Source organism: Methylorubrum sp. SL192 (assembly GCF_026672325.1).
GTDB lineage: Bacteria > Pseudomonadota > Alphaproteobacteria > Rhizobiales > Beijerinckiaceae > Methylobacterium > Methylobacterium extorquens.
On sequence record NZ_JAPPQV010000003.1, the window covers coordinates 2,945,118 to 2,962,070 of the forward strand.

The window sequence follows — 16,953 nt, forward strand, 5'->3', positions numbered from 1 at the left end:
AAAACCATCAAAGGTTAAGCATGACCTGCCCCGCCTTGGATGTTCCGATGCCGCCCCGCCGCGCCCTCCGCTGCCTTGCTTCCGCCGCCGCCCCAAGCCTCGCCCTGGCCGCGGTCTCGACCCTCGCCTCGGTCCTGACCTGCTCCGCCGGCCCCGCCGCGGCCGACGAGACGTCCCGCAAGAAGGCCGAGGCCAAGCCGCCCGTGACCCTCGACGAGAAGGGCATCACGGTCCGGCTCGACGACGGCAGCACATTCCGCATCGGCGGCCGGCTCCAGGGGGATTTCGGCACGGGCCATGTGCAGCAGCGCGGCTTCGGCACGGTGTTCGAGGAGCCGGCGGCGATCCGCCGGGCCTGGATCGAGACCTATTACAACCTCAAGGACTCCGAATTCGCCTTCCAGTACGACTTCAACGAGCGGCGCGTGCCGGTGAGCGACGCCATCGTCGCCTACAAGGGCTTTCAGGACGTCATCATCACCCAGGGCAACTTCAAGGAGCCGTTCAGCCTCGATCAGCTCATCAGCGACAATGTCAGCCAGTTCACCGAGCGCTCCCAGGCCGACGCCTTCGCCCCGGCGCGCAACTTCGGCTCCGCCATCGGTACCCACGGCGCCAACTGGACCGCGGTGACGGGCGTGTTCGGCGGCAACATCAACACCGGCCTGCAGAACAACGGGATCGCCTCGACCACCCGCTTGACCTACACGCCGTGGCTCTCCGAGAACAAGAACGACGTGCTGCATCTCGGCCTCGCCGGCAGCTATCGGACGCTGGGCGACGACGACAGCAGCCTCAGCCTGTCGAGCCGCTCGGAGGCGTTCCTGTTCGCCCGCCCGCTCGTCAACACCCGGACAATCCGCGACGCCACGGCGATCGGCCGGGTCGGTGTCGAGGCGGCGTGGCAGCAAGGTCCGTTCCGGCTCCAGGGCGAGTACATCCTCACCGATATCGAGCGCCGCGACGGACGCCCGCCGCTGCTGTTCCAGGGCGGCTACATCCAGGCTTCGGTGGTGCTCAACGACAAGGGCCGGCCCTACCGGGTCGTGCCGACCTATGGCAGCGAGTACGGCGTCTTCACCGGCGTCACCGTCGAGGAACGTCAGCGAGTCAGCCGCGGCGGCACCGGCCTGTTCGAACTCGGGGTCCGCTACAGCGCCATCGACCTCGAATCCCGTGAGGTGCGCGGCGGCGTCGAGCACGACTTCACCGCGGGCGCGAACTGGTATCCCGAGCCCAACATCCGCTTCGTCTTCGACTACATCCGCTCGCATGCCGAACCGTCGGCGGAATCGCTGAACTTCGGCCGCCGCACCGTCGACGCCGACCTCTTCATCGGCCGGGCGCAGCTCACCTGGTAGACGCCTCCCGCGGTTGAGCGGGGCGCCGGCAGGGTCTACCTGACCGGGGTCCCGCCTCTCCCGTGAGGAGCCTCGCCCTTGAGCCCCGATCCCGCCCTCTCGCGCCGCGCGCAGGCCGTGGCGCCCTTCCTGGCGATGGACGTGATGGCCGCCGCCGGCGCCCGCGAGCGGCGCGGGGAAGGCGTCGTGCACATGGAGGTCGGCCAGCCCTCGGCGCCCGCGCCCCGCGCGGTGATCGCGGCGGCGCAAGGAGCGCTCGCCGACGGGCGCATCCCCTACACCGAAGCGCTCGGGCTTCCGCGCCTGCGCGAGCGCATCGCCCGGCACTACGCCGAGACCTACGGCGTCAGCCTCTCGCCGGAGCGGGTGGTGGTGACGACGGGCTCCTCGGCGGGCTTCGTGCTGGCCTTCCTCGCCCTGTTCGATGCGGGCGCCCGGATCGGCGTGCCGCGCCCCGGCTACCCGGCCTATGACGGCATCCTGCGCGCCCTCGACCTGATCCCGCAGCCGCTGACCCTGCGTGCGGAGGACCGCTACGCCCCGACCCCCGCGCTGGTGCGCGCGGTCCATGCGGCGCAGCCCCTCTCCGGCCTGCTGGTGATGAGCCCGGCCAACCCCTCGGGCACGGTGATCGAGCCGACCCGGCTTGCCGAACTCTGCGCCACGGCGCGGGCGCTCTCGCTGCCCTTCATCTCCGACGAGATCTATCACGGCCTCAGCTACGGCGTGCCGACGGCAACCGCGCTGCAATTCGATGCGAACGCGCTGGTCATCAACTCCTTCTCGAAATTCTACTGCATGACCGGCTGGCGGGTGGGCTGGATGGTGGTGCCCGAGGCGCTGGTCCGCGGAATCGAGCGGCTGGCGCAGAACCTCTACATCTCGGCGCCCTATCTCTCGCAGATCGCGGCGCTCGCCGCCTTCGACACCCTCGACGAGATCGTCGCGATCCGCGAGGGCTACGCGGCCAACCGCGCCCTGCTCCTCGACGCACTGCCGTCCCTCGGCTTCAGCGACATCCACCCGGTGGACGGGGCCTTCTATCTCTACGCCGACATCGCCCGGCACACCGACGACGCGAGCGCCTTCTGCCGGCGGATGCTGGAGGAGGCGGGCGTCGCCGCAACCCCGGGCCTCGACTTCGACCCGGAGGAGGGCAGCCACCACATCCGCTTCTCCTTCGCCGGCTCGAACGCCGAATGCGCCGAGGCGGTGGCGCGGCTGAAGGGTTGGCTGGGCTGAGCCGCTGGCGGAGCGGTTCGCGGCTCGCCCCCTTCAGGAGGCCAGAAAATGCGTGGGCCGGTCCGCACGAACCGTTTCCGCGCCCAGCGGGTCCGCCATCCCTGCCAGCTTCATCAAGGCGACAACGGCGACCGGGAGCATAGTGAACAGGGCCATGATCGCCGCCGTCTCGCGGATGTCGGCAGAAGACCAGCAGCGTCCGCCGGCATCCACGACCGCCGTGTCAGGGTCGAGAAGCGGCGGCAGGTGGCAGAGCGCGGAGGCGGCGTAGAGCAACACCGGCACCGCCAGGAAGGCCGGGCTCCGCCGGATGCTCTGACGCCGGCCTCGATCTCGATAGGCAAACAGGGCGAAGCCCTGGAAGAACAGCCACGTCGTCAGGAACCAGCCGAAAAAGTTCGAGAGCGGGATGCCGAAATAGCCGCCGCTCTCGAACCAGGCCCAAGCCCGTCCGATCGTGGCGCTGGCCGGGTCCATGACCACGTCCCACTGCGTCAGGGTGAAGGCCGCGACGACGGGCGTAAACGCGAGTTCCCGGCGGTTCGCCGGACCGCCGACATCGGTTCCCAGAAGCAGGCAGGCGATGATCCAGGCGGGATAGCCGATCCCGAAATAGAGCGGCCCGACGATGACCGGGATCGCGCCCACATGCGGGAGATCGGGCGCGACAAGGAATTCGTAGGCCCCGAAGGGAAATCCGGTGGCGACGCCGAGATTCTCGATCGCGAAGGTCACCGTGAGGCAGATCGCGAGGAAGGCGCCCGCCCTGATCACGCCGAGGGTCAGCAGCGCATGCAGGAACAGCACGACGATGGAGAGCGCCGCGATGCCCTGTGCCAGGATCGTCGTTCGACCGCCCTGGTAGACGACGGCCAGCAGGAGGGCCGAGAAGGCCAGCCAAGAGCAAAACCGTGCCACCGCCCGCACCTCGATCGGGAGAATCCCGAGAGTCTACAACCGTAGCGGGTCGGATTGGTCAACCGTTCGCCGGCCGGGCCACTCGGCTTCTCCCAAGCGGCACCTGCCTCTCGCGCCGCCCTCAGCACGGCGCATCTTCGACAGTGACCGGCTTACGCGTCGGCGGATGCACACCGAAAGGGTCGGCGAACTGTCCCCGTGGTCATCACCATCGTCGTGGCGGCCACGGCACCTGCCTGCGCGTCTCATTCGCGCTGTGGCTCCCCGTCGTTTCGGGGGAACCTGTAAACCGACACATGCTGGATGGCAGCCGCTTGGCCTGTCAGTTCCTCGGCGTCCGTCAGCACCGCATCCGGCCCTTCTCGAAGCTGGGCACAGGCTCGTCGTCCGAGTTCCGGCAAACCTCAATACGCGAAGCGGGGCCCGGCTGAGCCGGACCCCGCTTCGCAACCATTAGGACGCATCAGGAGCCGTGCGCGGGATCCGCGATCCCGCGCCGCGCCTCACTCCCCCGACAACGCCGCCTTGGTGCGCGACCACCAGCCGGCCCGCTTGGGACGGTTCGGGTCCGGCGGCGTCAGCACCACCGCGACGGGCTCCGGCGCGGGCTCGGCGTTGGCCGGGCTGGGCGCTGCCGCTTCGGTCGCGGCCTCGGCGAAGGACTCGACCTGGATCGGCTCGAGCTCCGGCGCGCGGACGACCGGCGGCGGCTCGGCCGCGGCGCCGTTCTCGGCGGCGAGCGAGACGGTGCTCACATCGGCATCGTTGAACGGCTCCTCGGGGCCGACCGGCAGGGTATCGGAGGCGGTCTCCTCGGGATGCGCCTCGGACTCCTCCGTGGCCCGCACCTCGTCGGCATCGGAATCCTGCTCGGAATCCGAACGGCCATTGCGCTCGGTCCGGCCGCGGCCGCGACCGCCCCGGCGTCCGCGGCGACGGCGGCGTCCGTTGGCGTCCTCGCCGTTGGCGTCGGCGTCCGATGCGGTCTCGTCCGGCTCGGACGCAGCGCCGAGAGCCGCCTCGACGGCCTCCGGCTCGGAATCGGGCGCATCGTCGCCGTCCTCCGCGCCGTCCTCGGCTCCGTCCTCGCTGTCGGTCCCGTCCTCGTCCCGCGCGCGGGCCTCGCCCTCACCGGAGGCGCGGCCACCGCGACGGCGACGGCGACGGCGGCGACGGCCACCGCCCTCCTCGGACGCGTCGGCGGCGGGGCGCTCCTCGGACGCGCCCTCAGCCTCCGCTTCGACCTCGGTCTCGACCTCTTCGGTCTCCTGGCTCTCGGCCGCCTCGTCCTCGAACTCCTCGGCCTCGTAGACCGGCGAGATCGCCACGGCGCGCACGCCCGTCACCGGGCCCTCGTGCTTCACCGCCGGCTCACCGCGTTCGAGCTGGAAGGCGGAGGTCGCCACGAGCCGGTCGTCGGCGGAAATGGTGATCGTGACCGAGAAGCGCTGCTCGAGATCGAAGAGATGCGCCCGCTTCTGGTTGAGGATGTAGAGCGCCGTCTCGGTGCGGGTGCGCAGCACGACGTTGTGGCTCGCCGACTTGAGCAGCACCTCCTCGATCGAGCGCAGGATGTGCAGCGCCACCGAGGAGGTCGCCCGCACGAAGCCCGAGCCGCCGCAATGGGCGCAGGGGATCGAGGAAGATTCGAGCACGCCGGTGCGGATGCGCTGGCGGCTCATCTCAAGCAGGCCGAAGGGCGAGATCCGCCCGACCTGGATGCGCGCCCGGTCGTTCTTGAGCGCCTCGTTGAGCCGCTTCTCCACCGCCCGGTTGTTGCGCTTCTCCTCCATGTCGATGAAGTCGATCACGACGAGGCCGGCGAGATCGCGCAGGCGCACCTGCCGGGCGACCTCTTCGGCCGCCTCGAGGTTCGTCTTGAGCGCGGTGTCCTCGATGTCGTGCTCACGGGTCGCGCGGCCCGAGTTCACGTCGATCGAGACCAGCGCCTCGGTCGGGTTGATGACGAGGTAGCCGCCGGAGCGCAGCGCGACGTGGGTCGAGAACATCGCGTCGAGCTGCTGCTCGACGCCGTAGCGGGCGAAGATCGGCGTTGGATCGCGGTAGGGCTTCACCACCTTGGACTGGCCGGGCATCAGCATCCGCATGAAGTCCTTGGCCTCGCGGTAGGCGTCCTCGCCGGAGACCAGAACCTCGTCGAGATCCTTGTTGTAGAGGTCGCGGATCGCCCGCTTGATCAGCGAGCCCTCCTCGTAGACGAGCGCCGGGGCGGTCGAGGACAGCGTCAGCTCGCGCACGCTCTCCCACAGGCGCATCAGGTACTCGAAGTCGCGCTTGATCTCGGGCTTGGTGCGCGAGGCGCCGGCCGTGCGCAGGATGATCCCCATCCCGTCCGGCACGTCGAGGTCGGCGACCACTTCCTTGAGGCGCTTGCGGTCGGCGGCCGAGGTGATCTTGCGCGAGATGCCGCCGCCCCGTCCGGTGTTCGGCATCAGCACCGAGTAGCGGCCGGCCAGCGACAGGTAGGTGGTGAGCGCCGCGCCCTTGGTGCCGCGCTCTTCCTTGACGACCTGGACGAGGATGATCTGGCGGCGCTTGATCACCTCCTGGATCTTATAGTGGCGGCGATAGGCGCGCGGACGCTCGGGGAGCTCGGCGAGCGCATCGCCCGAGCCGCCGACCTGCGCGACGCGCGGCTCGCCGTCCTCCGAGTCCTCGTCGTCGTCCTCGTCGTCCGAATCGTCGTCCTCGGAATCGTCGTCCTCATCCTCGTCGTCGGACTCGTCATCCTCCGAGTCCTCGTCGTCCGAATCGTCGGTCTCGGCGTCCTCGTCGGAATCCGCGTCGGCTTCCTCGATCTCGGCCTGGGAGACGGGCGCGCTGGCGGCGACGGGCTGCGGCTCGACCGTCTCTGCCTCGGCGGAATCGGCCTCGGCGGGCGCGGACTCGGAGGATTCCGCGGCCTCGACGGGCGGGTTCGGCGCCTCGGAGATCGCGGCGATGTCGGAGGGCTCGACCGCGGCGGCTTCGTCAGCCGGCGCCTCGCCGGCGGAGGGGCCGGGCTCCAAAGCCGCCTCGGGCAGGCTCGCGGAGGCATCGCCGCCGGCCTCGACCGGTGCGGACGCCGCGTCGCCCTCGCTCCGCTCGTCGTTCCGTTCTTCGATCCGTCCTTCGACGAGAGCGGACCGCACCGCCTCGATCGCCTCCGGCGCGGGCGCGTCGGCGGCCTGGCCCTCACCGGGGATCGCAGCGTCCTCGGACCCTGCGTCGGACACCGCCTCTTGCGACTTCACCGTGTCGTCGGGGCGCGAACCGCGGGCCTCGGCCCGGCGCCCGCGCGAGCGGCGGCCCCGCGGCGGACGGCGCTCCTCGCGCTCGCGGTGCTCTTCTTCCTCGCGCGCCTCGGCCTCGATCAGCGCGAGGCGGTCGGCCATCGGGATCTGGTAGTAGTCGGGGTGGATCTCGTTGAAGGCGAGGAAGCCGTGGCGGTTGCCGCCGTACTCGACGAAGGCCGCCTGGAGCGAGGGCTCCACGCGGGTGACCTTGGCGAGATAGATGTTGCCCCTCAGAGGCCGGCGGTTGGCCGCCTCGAAATCAAATTCCTCGACCCGCGAGCCTTGGACTGTGACGACCCGGGTCTCCTCCGGATGCATCGCATCGATGAGCATCTTGTTGTTGGCCATGACGTGCTTTCGACATGGCGGCCGACGTCGTTCTCCTCACGCTCGCGCCGCTTGGTCCCGGCGGCGCCGCCCCCGGCCTGCGGGCCGGAAGGAGATGGGCGCGTGCCGGCCTCGTCGCCGAGGTCGCGGTGGATGCGGGGGAGGGGATTGCCGTCAACCGCCTTGACGCGCCGGGCATCGGCGCGGTGGGGGTTGAACAGGGCCGGGGCGACGGAAGGGGCGAGGCGACGCGAAAACCGCGCGCCTTCGGCACGAGCAGCGGCAACCGATGCTGTGCGTCCTCCCATCCTGATCCGGCCTCGCGAAGATGGTGGGCCGGCAAGCGGCCCGTACAGATTTCATGGGCACGGCCGACCCGGAATGATCGGGAGGCCGCGAATGCCGTGACACCCGCCCGGATGCCGGGAGGCGCCGACTGACGCTGCTGATTCGAGCGAGGTGGGCGCCGACATGCCCCGGGCGCGCCCGGGGGCCGCCGAAGCGCCAACCCGGGAATGGGGTCGATATCATTACAGAGTGTCGCGGGAGAATTGCAAGGGTTCCGTATGACGGCCCCCGGCACTTCGTCAGGCAAGCGCGCCATCGTCCGCACGTTCCCGTGAACCGGAGGCCGCCCCGCGGGCTTGAACCCGGCGAACCCGTTGGAATGGCAGAAATCCCGTCGGGATAGCAGGGGAGGGCTTCGCGGTGTCGCTTCCGGATCAATCGCTCGCCGCGGTGGCGAAGGAGGGGCGTGAGGCCCGCTACCGGGGCGACCCGGCCACCGCCAACCCGCACCCGGAGGGCTCGGACGCCCACGCCGTCTGGCAGCGGGCCTGGGAGATGCCCGACGGCGAGGCGGCCGAGCGAGAAGCCCCCGACAGCCGCGCCTGACCCGCCGGCCAGGGACATCCCATCCACCGCCCTCATCCTGAGGGGGAGGGCGGGACAGGACATGGGACGCCGCAGGCGGTGTCGCCCTCGCACAACAGCGGCGCCGGGATCGGCGGGGGCGAAGTGAGGAACGGTTAACCATCTCGGCCGTATCTCGTATCGGAGGCTTCCCCGGACCCTTGGCCGCCCGATGCCGCACAGCACCCGCCTGCCCCGCACCGGACTTGTCCGCCCCATCGCCGTCCTCGCGCTCGCGGGCGGCTTGGTGCTGGCCGCCGGCCCCGTGCCGGCTCAAGACGGCCCCGGCAGCCCGCAGCCCGGCGGCGCGGCGGTGGCGATCGCCGCCGAGACCGCGACTCGGGACGGCACGACCCGGCTCACCCTCACCCTGTCGAAGGCGATCGAGGCCCGCGCCTTCGTGATGGAGCGGCCGGACCGGGCGGTGATCGATCTGCCCGAGGTCAACTTCCAGCTCGACCAGGAGCCGGGCAAGGAGCCGGCCAAGATGAGCGGCCGCAAGCGCGACGGTGCCATCGCCTCGTTCCGCTACGGCCTGTTCGCCCCGGGCCGCTCGCGCATCGTGGTCGATCTCACCGGGCCCGCCGTGGTCGAGGCGATCGAGACGGTCAAGACCCGCGAGGGCGCGGTTCTGGTTTCGATTCCCTTCCGCAAGGTCGATCGCGACACCTTCCGCAAGGCGGCGGTCGCGGGCGATCCGAGCCCGGCTGCCGCGGGCAAGGCCGCGCCCGTGCGCGAGACCGCCGACACGCGCCCGCTCATCGTCATCGATGCCGGCCACGGCGGCACCGATCCCGGCGCCATCGCCGCCACGGGGGTGTTCGAGAAGGACATCGTGTTCGGCTTCGCCCAATCCTTTGCCGAGCGCCTGGAAGCCTCCGGCCGCTACCGCCTGCTGATGACCCGCGACCGCGATGTGTTCGTGCCGCTGGCCGAGCGGGTGCGCATTGCCCGCGACGCCAAGGCCGACCTGTTCGTCTCGATCCACGCCGATTCGATCTCAGCCGCGCCCCAGGTGAAGGGCGCCACGATCTATACCGGCTCGGAGCGGGCGACCGACGGCGAATCCGCCCGGCTCGCCGAGCGCGAGAACCGGGCCGACGCCGCCGCCGGCACCGAATCCGGCGAAGCCCCGGCGGAGGTCGCGGACATCCTCCAGGAACTGACCCTGCGCGAGACCCGCGGCTTCTCCTCGGGCTTTGCCGGGCGGCTGATGGGCCAACTCTCCCCGGTAATGGAGATGAGCACGAAGCCCCACCGCGAGGCCGGCTTCAGGGTTTTGCGCTCGCCCGACGTGCCCTCCGTGCTGATCGAACTCGGCTACCTGTCGAGCAAGAGCGACCTCGAGAAGCTGCAATCGGAAGAGTGGCGCATGCGGGTGACGGGTTCGATGGCCAAGGCCGTGGACCTGTTCTTCTCCGGCCGGGCCACGCTTTCGCGTCCGGTGGCGATCGGAGCGCGCTCCGCCGAGAACGGGAAAAGCGCGATCGCGTTCCGACCCTGAGGAGCCGGACACGGCTCCACGGCGCGAAGAGCGCCGCGCGGAGCGTGCCTCGGCCTTTGCCGAGGCGTCGAGCGGAGCGAAAGCCTGAGCCCGCGGAGGCGGGCGCCGGCGACTGAGGCCGACGAAAGCTTAAGGGGAGCGCTTTCGAGCGGTCTCCTTGCATCGCCCCAGTTTCACCATAGAGCCGGTGTCGATACGGGGCTCGACGAGCCCCCCGTCCGCCTGACAAGAGGCGCGGCCGCGCGGGGCCTCATCAGAGCCCGCGGCAGGCCCTCGCGCTTGGCCTTCATCGGCGCGCAGCGGACGAGCGACGGAACGGACCCCGGATGCGTTTCATCCTGCGATTCTTCGCCTTCCTGTTCTCGGCCGGTGCGGTGGTGTTCTGCCTCGCCGCCGCGGTCGGCGCGTTCTTCTACTGGAAGTACAGCCAGGACCTGCCGGACCACGCCGCGCTCGCCAATTACGAGCCGCCGGTGATGACCCGCGTTCACGCGGCGGACGGCTCGCTTCTGGCCGAATACGCCCACGAGCGCCGCCTCTACCTGCCGATCCAGGCGATGCCGAAGATCGTCGTCGCCGCCTTCCTCTCGGCGGAGGACAAGAACTTCTACAAGCACGGCGGCATCGACCCCGAGGGCATCGTCCGCGCGATCCTCACCAACGCCCAGTCCGGCAAGAAGCAGGGCGCCTCGACCATCACCCAGCAGGTGGCCAAGAACTTCCTGCTCTCGGCCGAGCAGACCTATGACCGCAAGATCAAGGAAGCGCTGATCGCGCTGCGGATCGAGTCGGCCTATTCGAAGGACAAGATCCTCGAACTCTACCTCAACGAGATTTTCCTCGGCACCATCGTCCCCGGCCGCAACCTGCACGGCGTGGCCGCCGCGGCGCTGGATTACTTCGGCAAGTCCGTCCACGAGCTGACGATCAACGAGGCGGCCTATCTCGCCGCTTTGCCGAAGGGGCCGAACAACTACCACCCCTACCGGCGCACGCAGCAGGCGCTGGCGCGGCGCAACGAGATCATAGGCCTGATGGCCCAGAACGGCTACATCACCGCCGAGGAGGGCACCGAGGCCAAGAAGCAGCCGCTCGGCGTCAACCCGCGCGTCGCCTTCCCGAACGCGGCCAACGCCAACTACTTCACCGAGGAGGTCCGCCGCGAGATCTCCGAGCGCTACGGCCAGAGCAAGCTCTACGAGGGCGGCCTCTCGGTGCGCGCCACCCTCGACCCGAAGATGCAGGCCTGGGCGCGCAAGGCGTTCATCGACGGCCTCGTGCGCTACGATCAGGGCCGCGGCTGGCGCGGGGCCGAGCATAAGGTCGATCTCACCGGCCGTGACTGGGGCCTGGCGGTGGCCGAGATGCCCGCGCTCGGCGACATCGCCCCCTGGCGGCTCGCCGTGGTGCTGAACACCAATGGCGGCGTGGCGCAGATCGGGCTCCAGCCCAAGCGCGAGGCCGGCGGCTCGCTCTCGAAGGAGCGCGAGACCGGCGCGATCACCGCCGAGGGGGTGAAGTGGACCGGCCGCGCCGTCGCCGCCGCGGTCAAGCCCGGCGACGTGGTCTATGTCGAGGCGATCGATCCGGCCAAGGGCACTTACCGCCTGCGCCAGAAGCCCGAAGTGTCGGGCGCCATCGTCGCGATGGACCCTTATACGGGGCGCGTCCACGCCATGGTCGGCGGCTTCTCGTATGAGGAATCGGAGTTCAACCGCGCGACGCAGGCGATGCGCCAGCCCGGCTCCTCGTTCAAGCCGATCGTCTACTCGGCGGCGCTCGACAACGGCTACACCCCGTCCTCGGTGGTGCAGGATGCGCCGATCACCATCGAGGCCGGCCCCGGCCAGGAGGCATGGTCGCCCTCGAACTACGACGGCAAGTCCGGCGGTCCGCACACCCTGCGCTACGGCATCGAGCACTCGAAGAACCTGATGACGGTGCGGCTGGCCAAGGATATCGGCATGCCGCTGATCGCCGAGTATTCCCGCCGCTTCGGCGTCTACGACGACCTGCTGCCCGTGCTGCCGATGTCGCTCGGCGCCGGCGAGACCACGGTAATGCGCATGGTCACCGCCTACTCGATGCTCGCCAACGGCGGGCGCCGCATCCGCCCGACGCTGATCGACCGCATCCAGGACCGCACCGGCGAGACGATCTACCGCCACGACAACCGCAAATGCGTCGGCTGCGACGCGGAGAAGTGGTCGGGCCAGGACGAGCCCAAGCTCGTGGACCAGTCCGAGCAGGTGCTCGACCCGCTCACCGCCTACCAGATGGTCTCGATCATGGAGGGCGTGGTCCAGCGCGGCACCGCGACCCTGCTCAAGCAGATCGGCAAGCCGCTCGCGGGCAAGACCGGCACGACGAACGACGCCAAGGATGCGTGGTTCGTGGGCTTCTCCCCCGATCTCGCGGTCGGCGTCTATCTCGGCTTCGACAAGCCACGCTCGCTCGGCGACCGGGCGACCGGTGGCGGGCTCGCCGCCCCCATCGTCCTCGACTTCCTGAAGGTGGCGCTCAAGGACAAGCCGCCGACCCCGTTCCGCGTCCCGGCGGGGATCAAGCTGATCCGCGTCAACGCCTCCTCCGGCACCCGCGCCGGCTCGGGCGAGGGCGGCGGCACCATCCTGGAGGCGTTCAAGCCCGGCACCGCCCCGCCGGACTCCTACGTCGCCCCGTCCGCCCCCGCCGCGGTGCCGCCCGATGCGGGCGCCGCCGCCCAGGCCGGCGGCGTCTACTGAAGACCCGCCGCCCCAACCTGCGATAGACCAAGAGCCGCCCCGACCGGGGCGGCTCTTTTCGTTTCAAAGCGCTCTTGCGGTGGATCGTATTCAACGAAAACGTTCTTCGCCCGGATGCCGTACGACGAAGAACGAGCTTTCGCGATGAGCTGAAAAAACGCTCGATCATTCCTTTGACGACAGGTTGTTCCGAGACGATGATTGGAGTCAACGCGATGATGACTCAGATAAAACCATCGTCATCTCGAAATGTTTCAGAACAACGCTTCTCAGAGCGAGCGCCGCGCCACCATGTCCGTTCCGAACCCGCCCTCCGCGTCCGAGCCGATCCGCTTCGCCTACTGGGTGCCCAACGTCTCGGGCGGCCTCGTCATCAGCAAGATCGCGCAGCGCACGAGCTGGGACGCGGACTATAATCGCAAGCTCGCGCAGATCGCGGAGGCGGCGGGCTTCGACTACGCCCTGACCCAAATCCGCTTCACCGCCGGCTACGGCGCCGAGTATCAGCACGAATCGGTCGCCTTCAGCCACGCGCTCGCCGCCGCCACGACCCGGCTGACGGTGATCGCCGCGATCCTGCCCGGCCCCTGGAACCCGACGCTGGCGGCCAAGCAGATCGCCACGATCTCCCAGCTCACGGAAGGGCGGATCGCGGTCAACATCGTCTCGGGTTGGTTCTCCGGCGAGTTCCGGGCGATCGGCGAGCCCTGGCTCGACCACGACGAGCGCTACCGCCGCTCGGAGGAGTTCATCCGGTCCTTGCGTGGGATCTGGACCCAGGATGCCTTCAGCTTCCGCGGCGATTTCTACCGCTACACGAACTACACCCTGAAGCCGAAGCCGGGGCCGAACCTGCCGGAGATCTTCCAGGGCGGCTCCTCACGCGCCGCCCGCGACATGGCCGCCCGCGTCTCCGATTGGTACTTCACCAACGGCAACACCCCGGAGGGTGTGCGGGCGCAGGTCGAGGATCTGCGGGCCAAGGCGCAGGCGAACGGCCATTCCGTGAAGGTCGGCGTCAACGCCTTCGTCATCGCCCGCGAGACGGAAGAGGAGGCCCGCGCCGTCCTTCAGGAGATCATCGAGAACGCCGATCCGGACGCGGTGAAGGCCTTCGGCCACGAGGTGAAGAACGCCGGCGCGGCCTCGCCCGAGGGCGAAGGCAACTGGGCAAAATCCAGCTTCGAGGATCTCGTCCAGTACAACGACGGCTTCAAGACCAACCTGATCGGCACGCCGGACCAGATCGCGGAGCGCATCCTTGCCCTCAAGGATGCCGGCGTCGATCTCGCGCTGCTCGCCTTCCTGCACTTCCAAGAGGAGGTGCAGTATTTCGGCGAGCACGTGATCCCGCGGGTGCGCGCGCTGGAAGCCGCCCGCGAGCGCCGGGCCGAGGCGGCCTGACCCTTACGCTCGTCCCACCCCCATCCTCATCCTGAGGTGCTGCGCAGCAGCCTCGAAGGACCCTCCAGATCCCGCGCGATCCCTGGAGGATCCTTCGAGGGCGCCGCTTCGCGCCGCCACCTCAGGATGAGGGGGGAGGGTGGGATCGATCCCTTCCGATCCCCTCTCGCTTCGGAGACCGCTCCATGACCATCGCCGTCAATCCCACCACGGCCGAGGCCGGCAGCCGGCCGCAGGGCGTGCCGGGGCCTGCGCGCCCCGCGACCCCGGCTCATGTCATCCGCGACGACGCCGAGGCGATCCGCATCGCCCACGAACTGGCGAAAGAATTCCGCGAGGGCGCGTCCGAGCGCGACCGCACCAACGCCCGCCCGCTCGCCGAACTCGACGCCTTCTCGCAAAGCGGCCTGTGGTCGATCAACGTGCCGCGGGCCTATGGCGGGCCGGAGGTCTCCTACAAGACGCTGGCGCAGGTGATCGCGATCATCGCCGCCGCCGACCCCTCAATCGCGCAGATCGCGCAGAACCATCTCGGCATCGTCGCGGCGATCCGCACGGTGTCGGACCCCGAGCAGCAGGCGCTTCTCTTCGCCGAGGTCCTGAAGGGCACCCGCTTCGGCAACGCCTTCTCCGAGCGCGGCACCAAGCGCGCCGCCGAGTTCGAGACCCGCTTCACCGATCACGGCGACCACGTCATCGTGCGCGGCCAGAAGTTCTACTCGTCCGGGGCGCTCCTCGCCCATCTCGTGCCGATCGTCGCCCTCGATGCGGAGGGCCGCGCCTGGTACGCCATCGCCGAGCGCGATGCGCCGGGGCTCACCGTGATCGACGACTGGTCGGCCTTCGGCCAGCGGGGAACGGCCAGCGGCACCGTCATCATCGAGGATGTGCGGGTCGAAAAAAGCCACCTCGTGCCGGGCTACCGCGCCTACGAGGCGCCGCGGGCGGATGGCGCCATCTTCCAGATCATCCAAGCCGCCGTCGATGCCGGGATCGGCCGCGAGGCGCTCGACGAGACCATCGATTTCGTGCGCGAGAAGGCGCGGCCCTGGATCGACAGCGGCGGGGAGCGGGCCTCCGACGACCCCTACACCATCCGCACCATCGGCGACCTGACGATCCGCCAGCACGCGGCGGAAGCCCTGCTCGACCGGGCGGGACTGGCCATCGATGCCGCGCTGGTAAACCCGACGGCCGAGAGCGTGGCCGCGGCCCAGATCGCGGTCGCCGAGGCCAAGGTGCTGACCACCGAGACCGCGCTCGCGGCCGCCAACACCCTGTTCGAACTCTCCGGCACCCGCTCGACGCTGGCCGAGCACAACCTCGACCGCCACTGGCGCAACGCCCGCACCCACACGCTTCACGATCCCGTGCGGTGGAAATACGCGATCATCGGCAACCACGCGCTCAATGGGGTGAACCCGCCGCTCCACGCCTGGAGTTGAGGCTTCCGCTCCGCCGAGCCCACCGCAAAGCTGCGCCATAGGGGCGCGGCGCCCGGCCGGATCAACTTGGGCCCTGTCGCGTTCGCCTGTCAGATTTCGATCCATTCCAGACTGGCCGCCACCCGCGGCCGGTCCGGATGCGCGGGACGGCAGGCCTGATGAGCGACCATTCGACGAGAGACCGGCGCTTCGATCCATCGCGTCGCACGGTGATGGGCAGCTGCGCCGCCCTGGCGACGCTCGGCGCCTCCCTGCGCGGCCGGGCGGAGGCCGCCCCGGCGGCGGTCGATCCGCAGCCGCAGACCATGCCGGTCTCGCTCGAGATCAACGGGCGGCGGCACGACCTCACCCTCGACACCCGCACCACCCTGCTCGATGCCTTGCGCGAGCATCTCGACCTCAACGGTTCGAAGAAGGGCTGCGATCACGGCCAGTGCGGCGCCTGCACGGTGCTGGTGAACGGCCGGCGCATCAATTCCTGCCTCAGCCTCGCGGTGATGCACGAGGGCGATTCCGTCACCACCATCGAGGGGCTGGCGGACGGGGACAATCTCCACCCGCTCCAGGCCGCCTTCCTGCACCATGACGGCTACCAGTGCGGCTACTGCACGCCGGGCCAGATCTGCTCGGCCGCCGGCATGTTCTCGGAGATCGAGGCGGGCTGGCCGAGCCACGTCACCGACGACCTCACGCAGAAAGCCTCGCTCACGGACGAAGAGATCCGCGAGCGGATGAGCGGCAACATCTGCCGCTGCTCGGCCTATCCCAACATCGTCGCGGCGATCCGCGACGCCAGCACCAAGATCTGAGGAGGCGAACCCCATGAAGGCTTTCGCCTATGAGCGCCCCGCCACGGTTCAGGACGCCGCGCGCCTTGCTGCCGAGCGGCCCGGCGCCCGCTTCATCGCCGGCGGCACCAACCTGCTCGACCTGATGAAGCTTCAGATCGAGACGCCCGCCACCCTGATCGACGTCAACCGCCTGCCGCTGGCCGAGGTCACGGACACGGAGGACGGCGGCCTGCGCATCGGTGCGCTGGTGCGCAATTCCGATCTCGCCGCGCATCCCCGGGTGCGGAAGGACTACGCGGTTCTGGGCAAAGCCCTGCTCGCGGGCGCCTCGGGCCAGTTGCGCAACAAGGCCACGACCGCCGGCAACCTGCTGCAGCGGACCCGCTGCTACTACTTCTACGACACGACCAAACCCTGCAACAAACGCGAGCCGGGCTCGGGCTGCGCGGCCATCGGCGGGTTCAACCGGATCATGGCGGTGCTGGGGGCGAGCGATTCCTGCATCGCCACCAACCCGTCCGACATGAACGTGGCGATGCGCGTCCTCGACGCCACCGTCGAGACGGTCGATCCGCAGGGCGCGCGGCGCAGCATCGCCCTGGCGGACTTCCACCGCCTGCCCGGCGACACGCCGCAGATCGAGACCGACTTGAAGGCCGGCGAACTCATCACCGCCGTGACGCTCCCCAAACCCATTGAGGGCGTGCACCTCTACCGCAAGGTCCGCGACCGGGCATCCTATGCCTTCGCCACGGTCTCGGTCGCCGCGATCATCGCCAAGGGCGAGGGCGACAAGCCGAAGCTGGCCAAGCTCGCCTTCGGTGGGCTGGCCCACAAGCCCTGGCGGGTCGAGGCGGCGGAGGCCGCTTTGGTCGAGACCGGCTCGGCCGATGCCGCCGCGGACCGGGTGCTGGACGGCGCCCGCGGCCAGGGCACCAACGACTTCAAGATCCCGCTCACCCGCCGGACGCTGCGCGCCACCGTCGCCGAAGCCCTGCGAGCCTGAGGA

General features: G+C 69.8%; 12 protein-coding genes. 10 read left to right on the forward strand and 2 right to left on the reverse strand.

Annotated elements, in window-relative coordinates:
* Positions 1-47: 47 nt before the first annotated feature.
* A complete protein-coding gene (locus tag OVA30_RS14695) occupies positions 48-1,361 on the forward strand; it encodes an OprO/OprP family phosphate-selective porin (RefSeq protein WP_268175900.1) in 1,314 nt (437 codons plus the stop codon).
* 78 nt (positions 1,362-1,439) lie between these two features.
* Complete coding sequence (locus OVA30_RS14700; RefSeq protein WP_268175901.1) at positions 1,440-2,603, forward strand: pyridoxal phosphate-dependent aminotransferase; 1,164 nt, start codon at positions 1,440-1,442, stop codon at positions 2,601-2,603.
* A gap of 33 nt (positions 2,604-2,636) precedes the next feature.
* Here the strand turns inward: OVA30_RS14700 and OVA30_RS14705 are convergent, their stop codons facing one another.
* Together OVA30_RS14705 and OVA30_RS14710 are read right to left on the reverse strand one after the other, a co-directional pair.
* Positions 2,637-3,521, reverse strand: a complete 885-nt coding sequence (locus tag OVA30_RS14705) for a carotenoid biosynthesis protein (RefSeq protein ID WP_268175902.1) — start codon at positions 3,519-3,521, stop codon at positions 2,637-2,639.
* Positions 3,522-4,024: 503 nt separating this feature from the next.
* Positions 4,025-7,165 (reverse strand): Rne/Rng family ribonuclease, encoded by a 3,141-nt coding sequence (locus OVA30_RS14710; RefSeq protein WP_268175903.1) that lies wholly within the window; start codon positions 7,163-7,165, stop codon positions 4,025-4,027.
* A 14-nt stretch (positions 7,166-7,179) separates the two neighbouring features.
* On the opposite strand from OVA30_RS14710, the gene OVA30_RS14715 reads away from it, so the two are divergent.
* From OVA30_RS14715 to OVA30_RS14750, 8 genes are all read left to right on the forward strand, one after another.
* Positions 7,180-7,584 (forward strand): hypothetical protein, encoded by a 405-nt coding sequence (locus OVA30_RS14715; protein ID WP_268175904.1) that lies wholly within the window; start codon positions 7,180-7,182, stop codon positions 7,582-7,584.
* Positions 7,585-7,852: 268 nt separating this feature from the next.
* Positions 7,853-8,038 carry a hypothetical protein gene (locus OVA30_RS14720; protein ID WP_003607569.1) on the forward strand — a complete coding sequence of 62 codons (186 nt, stop codon included), beginning with the start codon at positions 7,853-7,855 and terminating at the stop codon, positions 8,036-8,038.
* A 190-nt stretch (positions 8,039-8,228) separates the two neighbouring features.
* The gene (locus OVA30_RS14725; protein ID WP_056503231.1) at positions 8,229-9,560 is read left to right on the forward strand and encodes an N-acetylmuramoyl-L-alanine amidase; all 1,332 of its coding nucleotides are present in this window, start codon (positions 8,229-8,231) and stop codon (positions 9,558-9,560) included.
* A gap of 326 nt (positions 9,561-9,886) precedes the next feature.
* Positions 9,887-12,304: a penicillin-binding protein 1A gene (locus OVA30_RS14730; RefSeq protein WP_003603464.1), complete on the forward strand. Its 2,418-nt coding sequence runs from the start codon at positions 9,887-9,889 to the stop codon at positions 12,302-12,304.
* Between the two features lie 291 nt (positions 12,305-12,595).
* Entirely contained in the window at positions 12,596-13,708 is a 1,113-nt protein-coding gene (gene sfnG, locus OVA30_RS14735) for a dimethylsulfone monooxygenase SfnG (protein WP_268175905.1), read from the forward strand.
* Between the two features lie 185 nt (positions 13,709-13,893).
* Positions 13,894-15,153 (forward strand): SfnB family sulfur acquisition oxidoreductase, encoded by a 1,260-nt coding sequence (locus tag OVA30_RS14740; RefSeq protein ID WP_268175906.1) that lies wholly within the window; start codon positions 13,894-13,896, stop codon positions 15,151-15,153.
* Between the two features lie 158 nt (positions 15,154-15,311).
* Complete coding sequence (gene paoA / locus OVA30_RS14745; RefSeq protein ID WP_253387890.1) at positions 15,312-15,962, forward strand: aldehyde dehydrogenase iron-sulfur subunit PaoA; 651 nt, start codon at positions 15,312-15,314, stop codon at positions 15,960-15,962.
* A gap of 13 nt (positions 15,963-15,975) precedes the next feature.
* Positions 15,976-16,950, forward strand: a complete 975-nt coding sequence (locus OVA30_RS14750; RefSeq protein WP_268175907.1) for an FAD binding domain-containing protein — start codon at positions 15,976-15,978, stop codon at positions 16,948-16,950.
* The last annotated feature ends 3 nt before the right edge of the window (positions 16,951-16,953 follow it).